13 protein-coding genes are annotated in these 14,318 nt (G+C 63.5%); 11 read left to right on the top strand and 2 right to left on the bottom strand.

Annotated features, from left to right (window positions below; all coding sequences use genetic code 11):
• Positions 1 to 170: 170 nt before the first annotated feature.
• On the bottom strand, positions 171 to 1,121 hold the full coding sequence (ylqF, locus tag ACPW75_RS11835; RefSeq protein ID WP_016351290.1) for a ribosome biogenesis GTPase YlqF: 951 nt from the start codon (positions 1,119 to 1,121) through the stop codon (positions 171 to 173).
• A gap of 332 nt (positions 1,122 to 1,453) precedes the next feature.
• Between ylqF and ACPW75_RS11840 the strand changes: the two genes are divergently transcribed.
• From ACPW75_RS11840 to ACPW75_RS11875, 8 genes are all read left to right on the top strand, one after another.
• Positions 1,454 to 2,845, top strand: a complete 1,392-nt coding sequence (locus tag ACPW75_RS11840; RefSeq protein ID WP_223950500.1) for an alkaline phosphatase — start codon at positions 1,454 to 1,456, stop codon at positions 2,843 to 2,845.
• An 11-nt stretch (positions 2,846 to 2,856) separates the two neighbouring features.
• On the top strand, positions 2,857 to 4,263 hold the full coding sequence (locus ACPW75_RS11845; RefSeq protein ID WP_425904465.1) for an alkaline phosphatase: 1,407 nt from the start codon (positions 2,857 to 2,859) through the stop codon (positions 4,261 to 4,263).
• A gap of 50 nt (positions 4,264 to 4,313) precedes the next feature.
• Positions 4,314 to 4,997 carry a hypothetical protein gene (locus tag ACPW75_RS11850; protein WP_101148966.1) on the top strand — a complete coding sequence of 228 codons (684 nt, stop codon included), beginning with the start codon at positions 4,314 to 4,316 and terminating at the stop codon, positions 4,995 to 4,997.
• 41 nt (positions 4,998 to 5,038) lie between these two features.
• Positions 5,039 to 5,809, top strand: a complete 771-nt coding sequence (locus ACPW75_RS11855; protein ID WP_180807328.1) for a substrate-binding periplasmic protein — start codon at positions 5,039 to 5,041, stop codon at positions 5,807 to 5,809.
• Positions 5,810 to 6,040: 231 nt separating this feature from the next.
• On the top strand, positions 6,041 to 6,436 hold the full coding sequence (rnk, locus tag ACPW75_RS11860; RefSeq protein WP_011706600.1) for a nucleoside diphosphate kinase regulator: 396 nt from the start codon (positions 6,041 to 6,043) through the stop codon (positions 6,434 to 6,436).
• A gap of 189 nt (positions 6,437 to 6,625) precedes the next feature.
• Positions 6,626 to 7,216 carry a transcriptional regulator UhpA gene (gene uhpA / locus ACPW75_RS11865; RefSeq protein WP_011706601.1) on the top strand — a complete coding sequence of 197 codons (591 nt, stop codon included), beginning with the start codon at positions 6,626 to 6,628 and terminating at the stop codon, positions 7,214 to 7,216.
• A complete protein-coding gene (uhpB, locus tag ACPW75_RS11870; RefSeq protein ID WP_029303961.1) occupies positions 7,213 to 8,733 on the top strand; it encodes a signal transduction histidine-protein kinase/phosphatase UhpB in 1,521 nt (506 codons plus the stop codon). The genes uhpA and uhpB overlap by 4 nt, the downstream gene beginning before the upstream one ends.
• 27 nt (positions 8,734 to 8,760) lie before the next feature.
• Positions 8,761 to 10,089, top strand: a complete 1,329-nt coding sequence (locus tag ACPW75_RS11875) for an MFS transporter (RefSeq protein WP_045527424.1) — start codon at positions 8,761 to 8,763, stop codon at positions 10,087 to 10,089.
• 4 nt (positions 10,090 to 10,093) lie between these two features.
• On the opposite strand, the gene ACPW75_RS11880 is transcribed toward ACPW75_RS11875, so the two are convergent.
• Positions 10,094 to 11,233, bottom strand: a complete 1,140-nt coding sequence (locus tag ACPW75_RS11880) for a GGDEF domain-containing protein (protein ID WP_101148968.1) — start codon at positions 11,231 to 11,233, stop codon at positions 10,094 to 10,096.
• Between the two features lie 501 nt (positions 11,234 to 11,734).
• Between ACPW75_RS11880 and ACPW75_RS11885 the strand changes: the two genes are divergently transcribed.
• The 3 genes from ACPW75_RS11885 (at position 11,735) to ACPW75_RS11895 (ending at position 14,300) form a co-directional block, all read left to right on the top strand.
• On the top strand, positions 11,735 to 12,523 hold the full coding sequence (locus tag ACPW75_RS11885) for a transporter substrate-binding domain-containing protein (RefSeq protein WP_016351298.1): 789 nt from the start codon (positions 11,735 to 11,737) through the stop codon (positions 12,521 to 12,523).
• Between the two features lie 90 nt (positions 12,524 to 12,613).
• Positions 12,614 to 13,573 carry an amino acid ABC transporter permease gene (locus ACPW75_RS11890; protein WP_041213497.1) on the top strand — a complete coding sequence of 320 codons (960 nt, stop codon included), beginning with the start codon at positions 12,614 to 12,616 and terminating at the stop codon, positions 13,571 to 13,573.
• The gene (locus tag ACPW75_RS11895) at positions 13,557 to 14,300 is read left to right on the top strand and encodes an amino acid ABC transporter ATP-binding protein (protein WP_011706607.1); all 744 of its coding nucleotides are present in this window, start codon (positions 13,557 to 13,559) and stop codon (positions 14,298 to 14,300) included. Before ACPW75_RS11890 ends, ACPW75_RS11895 begins: the two co-directional genes overlap by 17 nt.
• Positions 14,301 to 14,318 lie beyond the last annotated feature (18 nt).

Below are 14,318 nucleotides of genomic sequence, written 5' to 3' on the forward strand. Positions count from 1 at the left end.
TCTATCATTCTCATCGACCTTGCGCGGCGCCATGAAAAGGGCCGCGGAGCGCGCACACCGAAGTACGCCACAGCAGTGGCCAAGCCGCCCCGTCACTGATGCTCAATCTGCCCAAAAACGAAGAGACGACCCCAGGGTCGCCTCTTGGTGAGTACCAGACACAACGCCGGTTAGCGCTGACGCTTCTTGGCGTACTTGCGACGTGCCCGTGCCTGACGCTCCTCTTCCCGCTCCGCCTTCTCCTTGGCCTTCTGTTCGGCCTCGGCCTCGGCTTCCACAATCTCGACGCTCACCATCGCCGGGGTCTCCAGCGAGATGCGCCCCAACAGGCCTGAGCGGAACTCGTTGACCAGGATCTCGGAGGCCTTGTGCAGATCGGCCAGGCCGCCCTTGCGCATGAAGCCGCGCTGGCGGGCGATGAGCTCCAGCAGCTCGATCTCGGTCTCCGGCAGCTCGCTCAGCTGATAGCGGGCCTGGATCCGCTCCGGGTAGGCCTTGATGAAGTAATCGGCGGCAAACATGGCGATGTCGGCGTAGTCAAATACCGTGTCCTTGATGGCGGCGGTGATCGCCAAGCGGTAGCCGCAGGAGGGCGGGTTGAGCTTGGGCCAGAGGAAACCCGGGGTATCGGTCAGGATGACGTTGTTGTCGAGCTTGATCCGCTGCTGGGACTTGGTCACCCCCGCCTCGTTGCCGGTACGGGCGATGATGCGCCCGGCCAGGGTGTTGATCAGGGTGGATTTGCCCACGTTGGGAATGCCCATGATCATGGCACGCACGCCGCGCAGCTCCAGATTGCGCTCCGGCAGCATCTCGTGGCAGAGAGTCAGCAGCTGCTTGATCTTCTCCGGCTCCTGCTGGGTCAGAGGCAACGCCTTGATCCCCTTCTCCTGCTCCATGTGGGCCACCCACAGCTCGGTGATCTCGGGGTCGGCGAGATCCGCCTTGTTGAGCACCTTGATCACCGGAGTATCGCCGCGCAGCTCGGGCACCAGCGGGTTTTCGCTGGAGAAGGGGATGCGGGCGTCGAGCATCTCGATGATGACATCGACCTGGGGCATGACCTCGGCAATCTCTTTGCGGGCCTTGTGCATGTGGCCGGGGAACCAGTTGATGGACATATCCGTTACTCTCATCTAGGGACTGCGGGCGCTGGCTTGCGGTGGCGCGAGCGGCGAGCGGTGGCGGACGCAGGGCGTCGCAAGGGGGCGCATTTTACCTGCACACGCCCTGATTTGACAGGCCATTCTAGCCGCCGACCGGTAATCCGGCCAGATTCTCCCCCACCCGGCCCCGTCGCCCACCGGTGCCCAGTACTTCGGCTGCATTAATATAAGCTATTGATACAACATAACATTCACGCAACACCTTCATCGGATTGTCATCCCGTTTCACTAAAAGTGTCATCTGCGACCTCTAGGCTGCGCTCAGGTTTTACAAGGAGCGAACCCCAATGAGAAAGATGGCAGGACTTGCATTGATGATCGGCGCCGCCCTGGCTGCCGGCTGCAACTCCAACAACGACAGCAGTGCGCCCGCCCCCGGCGCCAAGAACGTGATCTTCTTCCTCGGCGACGGCATGGGTCTCAATACCCTGACCGCCGCCCGCATCTACGGCGTCGGTGAAGAGGGCAGCCTCACCATCGATACCCTGCCGGAGACGGCCTTCATCAAGACCTTCTCCCACGACGCCCAGGTGACCGACTCGGCCCCCTCCATGTCCGCCTACATGACCGGGGTCAAGAGCAACAACGGCGTCATCAGCATGGACAGCGACGCCACCCAGGAGAGCAACTGCAGCAAGAGCGGCGGCAAGCCGGTCACCACCCTGCTGGAGCTGGCCAAGGCCGCCGGCCGCGGTACCGGCGTGGTTACCACCACCCGGGTGACTCACGCCACCCCGGCCGCCACCTATGCCCACCTCTGCAACCGGGATCTGGAAGCCGACATCGCCGCCCAGCTGGTGCCCGGCGGCGTGGGTTACAACAGCGCCCTCAAAGAGGGGGTGGACGTGGTGCTCGGCGGTGGCAGCAGCTTCTTCTTACCCAAGGCAGACAAGGGCAAGCGCGAGGATGGCCGCAACCTCATCGATGAGATGAAGGCCAAGGGCTACCAGTTTGCCGGCAATCTGGACGAGCTGAACAAGGCCGAGGCGGGCAAGCCGCTGCTGGGGCTGTTTGGCTCAAGCCACATGAAATATGACCTGGACCGGCCCGCCAGCGAGCCTTCCCTGGCCCAGATGACCCTGGCCGCCATCAAGCAGCTCAAAGACCAGAAACAGGGCTACTTCCTGATGGTGGAAGGGGGTCGCATCGACCACGCCCTGCACGACACCAACGCCAAGCGTGCCCTGCAGGACACCCTCGCCTTCGACAACGCCATCAAGGCGACCCTCGACGAGGTGAAGAAAACCGATCCCGAGCTGAAAAACACCCTGATCGTGGTCACCGCCGACCATGACCACACGCTAGTCCTGAATGGTTATGCCAAGCGCACCGGCAAGACCACCGCCGACAACCCCGGCGTGCTCGGGCTGGTGAAGAACTACGAAACCGGCGAGCCGAGCAAGGATGCCGATGGCATGCCCTACACCATCATCGGCTTTGGCAACGGCTACAACCGGGTGGACGGGCCGCGCAGCAGCGTGGCGCCGCTGGATGACGCCACCGTCTCCGCCAACGACTATCACCAGGAGGTGGTGGTCAAGGTGGGCGAAATAGGCAACGAGACCCACGGCGGCACCGACGTCTTCCTCGGCGCCATCGGCCAGGGAGCGGATAGCTTCCACGGCTCACTCGACAACACCGCCGTGTTCGGCAAGGTCAAGGCTGCGGCCGGGCTGTAAGGAGCATTCCCATGAAAATAGCCATCAACCAATCCATGAAGCAGAACCTGCATAAAACCCTGGTCAGCACGGCCCTGCTGGCCGCCCTCGGCGGCGCGGCCCAGGCACAGGCCAGCGATGCCAAGAACGTCATCCTGTTCATCGGCGACGGCATGGGCCCCACCGTGCTCACCGCCACCCGCCTCTACAAGGTGGGAGAAGAGGGCAATCTGGAGATGATGAAGCTGGCCCGCAGCGCCCGCATCAAGACCTTCTCCAACGATGCCCAGACCACCGACTCGGCCCCCTCCATGGCGGCCTACACCACCGGGGTCAAGATGAACAACGAGGTGATCGCCATGAGCAGCGACACCAAAGCCGTCGCCCCCGGCAAGGATGTCAACGGCAACAAGGGCGTCAACAACTGCGCCAGCGACAACGGCAAGCCGGTGCCCACCCTTCTCGAGCTGGCCAAGGCGGCGGGCAAGTCGGTGGGGGCCGTCACCACCACCGAGCTGACCCATGCCACCCCGGCAGCCACCTACTCCCACATCTGCCACCGGGATGCCGCCTACGCCATCGCCGCGCAGGCGGTACCGGGCGGTGCCGGCTTCAACCAGGCGCTGGGGGACGGGGTCGACGTGCTGATGGGGGGGGGCGCCAACCACTGGACACCCTACAACAGCACCAGCAACAAGGGCGGCCGCGCCGACGGGCGGGATCTCACCGCCGAGCTGACCGCTCAGGGCTATCGCTACGTCACCACCAAAGATGATCTGGCTGGCGTCAACTCGGGCAAGGTGCTTGGGCTGTTCAGCGCCAAGTCCCACCTCGACTACGAGCTGGACCGCGTCGCCAAGGGGGCGGCCAATACCCAGCCGTCGCTCTCCGAGATGACCGCCAAGGCGATCGATCTGCTCAGCCAGAACAGCCAGGGCTACTTCCTGATGGTGGAAGGGGGTCGGATCGACCACGCCCTGCACGGTACCAATGCCAAGCGCTCGCTCACCGATGCGGTGGCGCTGGACGACGCGGTCAAGACCGCGCTCGGCAAGGTGGACTTGAAAGATACCCTGATCGTGGTCACCGCCGACCATGACCACACCATGACCATCAACGGCTACTCGGCCAAGGGCAACAAGGTGCTGGATCTGGTCAAAAACGGCGATGGCTCGACCCAGAACGACGTGGATGGCAAGCCGTTCACCACCCTGGTGTTCGGCAACGGCCCCAACCGTCCCGACGTGCGTCCCACTCTCACCAGCGATGAGGTGATGGCGGACGACTACCTGCAGGAAACCGGGGTCAAACTTGGCTCCGAGACCCACGGCGGCGGCGATGTGATGCTGTTTGCCGACGGTGCCGGCAGCAGCCGCTTCAAGGGGACGCTGGATAACACCAAGGTGTTCGGCAAGCTCAAGGAGGCGCTCGGTCTGTAAACGACAGGGCCCGGCAGGGTGCCGGGTCCTGCTCGTTCGAGCGATCCCCCATGATGCGACTGTTACTTCCATTGTGGCTGCTCGCCAGCAGCCTCGCTTTTCCCCTCCTGGCCGATGAAGTCCCCGATCTGGCCGCCCGCATCCGCTATCAGGACAGGGTCACCAGCAGCGACGGCATCAGCAAGGAGAGCCAGTGGCAGGAGAAGTGGCTGCGGGTTGGCGATCAGGTGTGGAGCCAGCGGCTCATCCCGCTGCCGCTTGCCCGCGCCTATCACGCCACCCACGATGCCACCCCGGGCCACAAGCACTTTACCCACCAGATGGCGGCGCGCTGGGTAACCTGCGACCAGCAGGGGATGCTGCAACTGCGCTACGCCGACAGCTGGCACAACCAGCTGGTGGAGGTGCCGGAGGAGGAGTACGGTCAGGTGGCTTTCAAACCCGACTGGCCGCGGATCCGCCATCTCATCAACCCGGCCCTGTTGCAGGAGATGACCCCCCTCGACGAGGCGGCCCCCGAACAGGCACGCTGGTATGAAAAACGCGAGGGCAACCAGCGCACCCGCATCCTCTGGTCGCACCGCTGGCAGTTGCCGCTGGTGGTGGAGTCGGCGAGCCTCGACGGTTATCGCAGCTATCGGATGGAGGTGACTCTCAAGCCCCTGCCAAAGAGCCTGCCCTGGCAGCAGTTGGAGGGTTACCAGACCCTGGATCTGCGGGATTTCTTCGACTGACGGGACGCCCCGAATGGGGTGAGCTGATTTGTGCTGACGGGATGTTACACTCTGTGTACTCATCCCGGATCCGGCCTGCCATGCGTACTTCCCTGCTCTTGCTGCTTTGCGCCCTGCTCTTCCCCGCCACCCAGGCTAAGGCCGTGGTGGTGATCGCCGCCGAGATCCCCCCCTATGTCATTCGCTCCTATCAGGGCGCCCCGAGCGGCATGGCCATCGAGGTGCTGGAGGAGGCGGCCCGCCGCCTGAAGGAGCCGCTGACCATCGAGCTGATGCCGCTGGCACGCGCCCTCAGCCAGACTCGTCACCGCCAGAACGTGCTGCTGGTGCCGCCGGTGCGCAGCCCCCAGCGCGAGCCGCAGTTCCTGTGGATCGCACCGCTGCTGGACGAGGCCTTCGTGCTGGTCAGCCATCGCCAGTACCACCCGGCCCCCATCACCAGCAAAGAGCTGCCCGGCCTCACCGTCGGCGTGATGCGCGGTTCCTATGGCCAGAGCCTGCTGCAGCCCTACCCGCAAGTGAAGCAGGCGCTGGTGGCCGAGGAGATCCACAACGCCAGCAAGCTGGCGCTGGGGCGCATCCAGGGCTGGGCGGTGGCCTGGAACAGCGCCCGCTACAACCAGCAGCAGGCCGGCCTGCCGCTGGCGGATCTAGTGCGTGGCGACACCCTGCAGCGGGCCTCGCTCTATCTGGCCGCCAGCCCCCGTTTCCCGGCCGCCGAGGCGACCCGCTGGCGCAAGGCCATCGACACCATGCACGACGATGGCAGCCTGGCGCGCATCATCAAGCAGTACGATTACCAGGCCCCCTGACAAGCTTGTCAGGATAATTGCCAAAGCAGTCCAGAATGGTTATGGTATCCCCATGAAAGCGCTCATTATTTTATCAAGCCAGCTCACACCCCGTTGAGCCCCCGCCCTCGCCTCCGACAGCGAGTCGTTCGGGGGCATCGCATTCCCGATCTGTTTTTTCGTATCGCACACTCTTTTTCGACCAGCTTGCCCGTCATCCTGGTCCTTTAACCCATTGATAAGGAATATCTTATGAAACAACCTCATCTCGTGATCTCCAGCCTGGATCTCGACCGCATCGAGCAACTGCTCGGCAACCATCCCCAGCACCTGGCCCTGCAGGAGGAGCTGGATCGCGCCGAGATGCGCGAGCCGGCCGACATGCCGCCGGACGTGGTCACCATGAACAGCACGGTGCGCTTCAAGATGCCGAGCAGCGGCAACGAGTTCTGCCTGACCCTGGTCTACCCCAAGGACGTGCAGGGTGACGAGTCGAAGATCTCCGTGCTGGCCCCGGTCGGCAGCGCCCTGCTCGGCCTGAAGGTAGGCGACAGCATCGCCTGGCCCGGCCCGGCCGGTCGCACCATCGAGGTGGAGATCCTGGAAGTGGTCTATCAGCCGGAGCGTGCCGGCGAGCTGCATCGCTAATACTCCCGGGTACGTGCCAAGCCGCTGGCGCAGGCCTGTGCACGTGCCCGCCCCTGATCCCGATCAAGCTTTGCCACAGAAGCGCCGCCGATCCCGCTCACCTGCCCTGCTTTCTCTTGAGCCCGGACGAGGTGGCAGGTATCTTGTTGGCCGCGCCAGCACCCTGGCCGCAGATTTCAGGCTGACATCATGATAAAGATTGCCCTCATCGACGATCACCAGATCGTCCGCTCCGGCTTTGCCCAACTGCTCAATCTCGAACCCGACCTGCGGGTGGTGGCCGAATTCGGCTCCGCCGCCGAGGCGCTGGCGGGCCTGCCCGGCAGCGGCGTGCAGCTGTGCGTGTGCGACATCTCCATGCCGGACCAGTCCGGGCTGGATCTGCTCAAGCGCCTCCCTTCCGGCCTCGCCGTGGTGATGCTGTCGGTGCACGACAGCCCGGCGTTGATCGAGCAGGCGTTGCAGGCCGGCGCCAAGGGGTTTCTCTCCAAGCGCTGCAGCCCGGACGAGCTGATCGCCGCGGTGCGCACCGCCGCCCATGGCGGCTGCTACCTCACCCCGGACATCGCCCACAAGCTGGCCTGCAACAGCCAGGATCCGCTCACCAACCGGGAGCGGGAGGTGGCCCAGCTGCTGGCGCGTGGCCTCGAGGTGAAGGCCATCGCCGAGCAGCTCGGTCTCTCCCCCAAGACGGTGCATGTGCACCGCGCCAACCTGATGGACAAACTCAAGGTCAGCAACAACGTGGAGCTGGCCCACCGCATGCTGGACAGCTGGTGATCCCCCGTCTTGCCAGCTATGTCGCCATCTCGCTGGCGGCCTGCTTCATCTTTGCCGCCGGCTGGTTCTGTCTGTGGAGCATCGGCCTGCACCTGGCGGGCTCACCCATGCTGGCAGCTCTGCTGTTCCCCTTCGGCCTGCGTCTGGGGCTGCTGCTGCAAAGCCCGCTCTCCTACTGGCCGCCGCTGCTGCTGTGCGAATCCCTGCTGCTCTACTGGCTCAACCAGGAGGTGGGGCTGCCGCTGTGGCCGCTAATTCAGGCCGGCAGCCTGCTCACCCTGCTGCCGCTGCTGATCGCCCGCCGCCAGCCGGTGCGCAACGACTGGCAACAGCTGCTGGTGCTGCTGGCCACCGTCACGGTGGCGGCGGGGCTGCAATCCCTGCTCTGGCATCTGGCCGGCGAGGATGGCCTCACCGCGCTGCTGCTCACCCTCACCGGCGGGCTGACGCTGACCTCCACCTGCATGCTGATCTGGCACTACCTCACCCGCGCCACCTGGGTACCGCTCGGGCCAACCCTGGTGGATCAACCGGTGGACTGGCGTTTTCGCCATCTGGTCTGGTATCTGCTGCTGTTCGTGCTGAGCCTCTGGCTGCAACTCGGCCTGCCAGACTCGCTGGTGCGCTTCACCCCGTTTTGTCTGGCCATCCCCATCATGGCCATGGCCTGGCGCTACGGCTGGCAGGGGGCCCTGCTCGCCACCCTGATGAACACGGTGGCACTGATGGCCGGCCAGGCCTGGCACGATCATCCGCTCGACCTGCTGCTCTCTCTGCTGGCCCAGAGCCTCACCGGCCTGCTGCTCGGCGCCGGCATCCAGCGCCAGCGCGAGCTCAACCAGGCGCTGACCCGCCAGCTCGCCCACAATCGCCAGCTCACCGAGCGGCTGCTGGAGACCGAAGAGAGCATCCGCAAGGAGGTGGCGCGCGAGCTGCACGACGACATCGGCCAGACCATCACCGCCATCCGCACCCAGGCCGGCATAGTGCGCCGCCTCGCCCCGGACAATGCCGGGGTCGGCCAGAGCAGCGCCCTCATCGAGACGCTGTCGCTGGGCATCTACGACGCGGTGCGCGGCCTGCTCGGCCGGCTGCGCCCCCGCCAGCTCGACGACATGAGCCTGGAGCAGGCGGTACGCGGCCTGCTGCGGGAGCTGGAGCTGGAGCGCCGCGGCATCGTCACTCGGCTCGAGTGGCAGCTGGCGGACGCCGGCCTCTCCGATGCCCAGCGGGTCACCCTGTTTCGGGTCTGTCAGGAGGGGCTCAACAACGTGGTGAAACACGCCAATGCCAGCTCGGTCACCATCCGGGCCCACCGCCAGGGCGAGCGACTGACGCTGCTGCTGGAAGACGATGGCTGCGGCCTGCCGGAACACCGCACGCCCCAGGGCTACGGCCTGCTCGGCATCCGCGAGCGAGTGCAGGCGCTGGGAGGCGCATTGCAGCTTTCTTGCGTGCACGGTACCCAGCTGACCGTGACCCTGCCCGGCCGCAAACGGGAGGAGAGTCATGAGTAACACCCAGCCGCAGGGGAGAACCGCCTGATGCTCAGTTTCATGAGAAGCGCACCGCCCCAGCCCCTCATCCGCGATCAGGCCGAGATAGACGCCTGTTATCGCCACTGGCGCCTGCACATCCTGCTGACCATGTATCTGGGTTACGCGGTGTTCTACTTCACCCGCAAGAGTTTCAACTTCGCCATGCCGGACATGCTGGCCAGCGGCATGCTGAACAAGGCCGACATCGGCATGCTGTGGACCCTGTTCTACATCACCTACGGTTGCTCCAAGTTCTTCTCCGGCATCATCAGCGACCGCGCCAACCCGCGCTACTTCATGGGCCTGGGATTGATGGCGACCGGGGTCATCAACATACTGTTCGGGCTCTCGTCGTCGCTGTGGCTGTTCGCCGCCCTCTGGGTGGCCAACGCCTTCTTCCAGGGCTGGGGCTGGCCCCCCTGCTCCAAGCTGCTCACCAGCTGGTACTCGCGCAGCGAACGCGGCTTCTGGTGGTCGGCCTGGAACACGGCCCACAACGTGGGCGGCGCGCTCATTCCCCTCATCGTCAGCACCCTGGCCCTGCAGCACGGCTGGCGCTACGGCATGATAGTGCCCGGCCTTATCGCCATCCTGGCGGGGTTGTTCCTCTGCTGGCGGCTACGCGATACCCCGGCCGCCATGGGACTGCCCACGGTGGGCGAGTGGCGAAACGATGCCATGGAGCTGGCCCAGCAGACTCAGGATGCCGGCCTCTCCCATCGCCAGATCCTGCGCAAATACGTGCTCGGCAACCCCTATATCTGGCTGCTGGCCTGCTGCTACGTGCTGGTCTACGTGGTGCGCACCGCCATCAATGACTGGGGCAATCTCTACATGACCGAGCAGCGCGGCTTCAATCTGATGAGTGCCAACTCGGCCATCTCCATGTTCGAGGTGGGCGGCTTTATCGGTGCCCTGGTGGCGGGCTGGGGATCGGACAAACTGTTCAACGGCAACCGTGGGCCGATGAACCTCATCTTCGCGGTGGGCATATTGCTGGCGGTGGGATCGCTCTGGCTGATGCCCTTCTTCAGCTATGTGATGCAGGCGGCCTGTTTCTTCACCATCGGCTTCTTCGTGTTCGGCCCCCAGATGCTGATCGGCATGGCGGCGGCGGAGTGCTCCCACAAGAATTCGGCGGGGGCTGCCACCGGCTTCGTCGGTCTGTTTGCCTACATGGGGGCGGCGCTCTCTGGTTATCCGCTGGCGAGGGTGCTGGAGATCTGGCACTGGCAGGGTTTCTTCGTGGTGATCTCGGTGGCCGCCGGCGTCTCCGCCCTGCTGCTGCTGCCCTTCCTCAAGGCGCAGGCGCCGCGCCCCCGCGACGCCGATTGACCGGCTAGGCTTGTGCCAGCCGGCAGACCCGGTTCTTGCCCTCCCGCTTGGCCTGATAGAGGGCGCGATCCGCCTGGCTGAACAGGGTGTCGAAGTGCCAGCTGTGCTGGCAGCGCACCAGCCCCATGCTGACGGTGATGCCGATCCCGTGCATGTCCTGCGCCGCCAGAGAGCGGATGATCTGCTCGCAGCGCTGCTGCTGCGCCGTTTCATCCTCCTGCGGCAACAGCAACACGAACTCCTCGCCGCCAAAGCGACTGGCTACCAGCTCATGCTGAGCGCCGAGATAGGCCCCCACCGCTGCCAGCACCTTGTCCCCCATCTCATGACCATGGCGATCGTTGATCTGCTTGAAGTCATCGAGATCCAGCACCGCCAGGGCGCCGAACTCGGTCATCCGGCGCCGGGCCATCAGCTCCATGAAGCCGCGCCGGTTGAGCAGGCCGGTGAGCGGATCGTGGCTCGCCTGCTGGCGCAGGGCCAGTGCCCGGTACTGGGTACAGAGCAGCAACACCCCGAAGGTGGAGAGGTAGCTGCCCATCAGCATGGAGAGGAAGGGCAGCACGTTGACACCGCTCTGATCCATCAAGACTCTGGCGTCCCCCTGCAGCAGAAAGGCCATGCGCAGCAGATTGAAGCCATAGAGCAGGATGTTGACCACGGTGAACACCAGTACGGCGGGCAGATAGGCGGGATAGCCGTGCCGCCAGATGAGAAAGACGATCACCGCCCCCAGCACCATGTAGCTCAGGCAGGCCAGCAGCACCCGGGGGGCCATCTGATCGTTGAAGGCAATGCTCCAGCTCAGGATCAGCACATAGCTCAGCATGAACCAGCCGCTGGCATGCCAGCTGAGGGGCTGGCCGAAGAAACGCTGCAGCGCCAGCGGCATCAGGGCGATGCAGACGGTGATCAGCAGATTGGCCAGCCAGATCCCCGCCAGACTCGGCATGAAGGCCTGCAGGGTAAAGAGGCTCTGGGCCGCCAGTGCGAACAGACTGGACCACCACCAGTATCCGAGTCCGGGGATCTCCCTGTGGGTCGACCAGATGATGGAGAGGGTGATGAAGCCGAGGCTGTAGCCACCCAGCGCCATGATCATCAGGGTGAATACATCCAGCTTGAGCAGTATTGAGGCGTCCATACCAGTGCCACTAAACGAAGGTAACTGAGTATATTGGAAGCGCAAAACAAGACCCAGCGGTGTCTGACTAAATCCTCAATTAAAAATCATTTGGTGGGTGGCAATCGCACACACTAAATTCATTCGAATCTGTTTTTTGGCACTTGGCGGCCAGGTGAGCAACAATTGACACTGCTGATGGCGGGCTGGCCTGTAACAAAATGTGCTGAATACATTTTTGGCTTGAACCCGCCTCATTAGATAGATATGTTGTTTTCGTGTGATTTTATGAGTGTCGCCACGGGGAAAAAGCGCCACTAACCTATTGAGTCATCTGGCACAATCGGAATTTGGTACATTTTTCACTCAGCTCGCGGCAAATAGAATCTCATATGGGGCTTTTGCCTCAATCAAGACAATAATCCTGTCTTGCCCTGTTGCCGGATGCAGCAGTCTCTTGTGCCACGGAGTCGCACGGGATCAGGTTCAAGGCCGAACACACTTTTGACAGAGACGTCACTTATGATCAAAAAACTCATTCTTTCTACCCTGCTGCTGTGCGGGCTGGCCAACGCGGCGCCCACTTCCACCCTGGATGCCGTGCTGGAGCGCGGCGTGCTGCGGGTCGGTTTCGACGCCGGCTATCAACCCTTCGAAATGACCAACAAGCAGGGCCAATACATCGGCTTTGACGTGGATCTGGCCAAGATGGTCGCCAAGGAGATGGGCGTGAAGGTCGAGTTCGTCAACACTGCCTGGGATGGCATCATTCCGGCCCTCTTGACCGACAAGTTCGACGTCATCATGGGCGGCATGACCGTCACTCCCCAGCGCAACCTGCGCGTCAACTTTGCCGACCCCTACATCGTGGTCGGGCAGACCATCGTCCTGCGCAAGGACAAGGCCGGCGAGATCAAATCCTTCACCGACCTCAACGATCCCAAGTACAAGATCGCGGTCAAGCTCGGTACCACTGGCGAGCAGGCGGTCAAGCGTCTGATCCCGAAAGCCACTCTGCTGCAGTTTGAAACCCAGGATGACGCCAAGCTGGAAGTGATCAACGGCAAGGTCGATGCCTTCGTCTACGACCTGCCCTACAACGCCATCTTCGCCACCCAGAACAAGGGTGCCGTGGTACACCTCGACAAGCCGTTCACCTTCGAACCGCTGGCCTGGGCCATCCGCAAGGGCGACCAGGACACCCTCAACTGGTTCAACAACTACCTGCGCCAAATCAAGGGCGACGGCAGCTACGACCGCCTCTACCAGAAGTGGTTCGAATCCACCGCCTGGCTGAACCAGCTCAAGTAACCTCGCAAGGGGCGGCCCGCCGCCCCTTCACGCAGATCCCCACACAATAACTACAACGAGGTTGCGACAGTGCACAACCCAACAAGACAGATGGAAAAACAACCCAATCAACTGCTCTGGCACGGGATCTTCCTGCTGATCGTGCTGGCCGCCATCTTTGGCATCTACAAGGCCGTGCAATCGGTGGATTACACCTGGCGCTGGGAGCGGATCCCCCAGTACATCGCCTATCAGGCGGAACAGAAAAACTACGCCGAATTTGACGGTACCGTGGTCGCCGGCACCACCGAGGCCGACAAGGGCAAGCTGTTTTTGCAAAACGATCTCGATCCCAACCAGCGCCAAGCCATCGCCATCAGCGGCGGCCAGGTAGCGGAAGGGGACACCGTCTTTCGTGGCGACACCCTCGACACCCAGCTGAGCTGGACTGCCGGCCCCATCGCCTGGGGCGTCTGGGTCACGGTCAAACTCTCGCTGGTGGCGGGCATCTTCGCCATCCTGCTCGGCACCCTGGCCGGTCTGGCCAGACTCTCCCCCAACCCCGCCCTGCGCAACCTGGCGGTTACCTACGTGGAGCTCATCCGCGGTACCCCGCTGCTGGTGCAGATCTTCATCGTCTACTTCTTCATCGGCACCGTGCTGAACCTCGACCGATTCACCGCCGGGGTGGCGGCACTGGCAGTCTTTACCGGCGCCTACGTGGCGGAAATCGTCCGTGCCGGCATCAGCTCTATCCACAAGGGGCAGATGGAAGCGGGCAGAAGCCTCGGCATGACCTCGGCCCAGACCATGCGCTACGTCATCCTACCGCAGGCGTTCAAGCGGGTGCTGCCGCCGCTGGCGGGCCAGTTCATCAACCTTATCAAGGACTCCTCGCTGGTCTCTGTCATCTCCATCACCGATCTCACCAAGGCGGGGCGCGAGGTGGTGAGCTCCACCTTCAGTCCGTTCGAGGTGTGGTTCACCGTGGCCCTGCTCTATCTGGTGCTGACTGGCACTCTCTCCTTCCTGGTGCGTCGTCTGGAGGTGAAATATGCGCGCAGCAACTGATCCCATTATCAAAGCCAGCGGAGTAGAGAAGTTCTACGGCACCGAGGTGCACGCCCTCAAGAACGTCAGCACCCAGGTCGCCGAGGGGGAAGTGGTGGTGATCGTCGGCCCCAGCGGCTCCGGCAAGTCCACCTTCCTGCGCACCCTCAACCAGCTGGAGACCATCAACGACGGCAATATCGTGGTGGATGGCATCAGCCTGACCGAGCCGGGGGACGTCAACAAATTGCGGGAAGAGGTGGGCATGGTGTTCCAGTCTTTCAACCTCTTCCCCCATCTGAACGTGCTGGACAACATCTGCCTCGCCCCGCAGAAGGTACGCGGGCTGTCGCGTCGCGATGCCGAGGACAGAGCCAAGGCCCTGCTGCTCAAAGTCGGTCTGTCGGCCAAGGCCGAGAGCTACCCCTCCCAGCTCTCAGGCGGCCAGCAGCAGCGGGTGGCCATCGCCCGGGCGCTCGCCATGCAGCCGCGCATCATGCTGTTTGATGAGCCCACCAGCGCGCTCGACCCCGAGATGGTGGGCGAGGTGCTGGACGTGATGAAGGGGCTGGCCCGCGAGGGGATGACCATGGTGGTGGTCACCCACGAGATGGGCTTTGCCCGTGAGGTGGCAGATCGCGTGCTCTTTATGGAGAGCGGCGAGCTGCTGGTAGACGAGAAGCCGACGGACTTTTTCGACAATCCACCCTCCCCGCGCCTGCGCCAGTTCCTGAGCCAGGTGCTGTAATAGCGCCGGCGGTATAAG

This window comes from Aeromonas sp. FL131, from assembly GCF_049860615.1.
In the GTDB taxonomy this organism is placed as follows: domain Bacteria; phylum Pseudomonadota; class Gammaproteobacteria; order Enterobacterales; family Aeromonadaceae; genus Aeromonas; species Aeromonas hydrophila.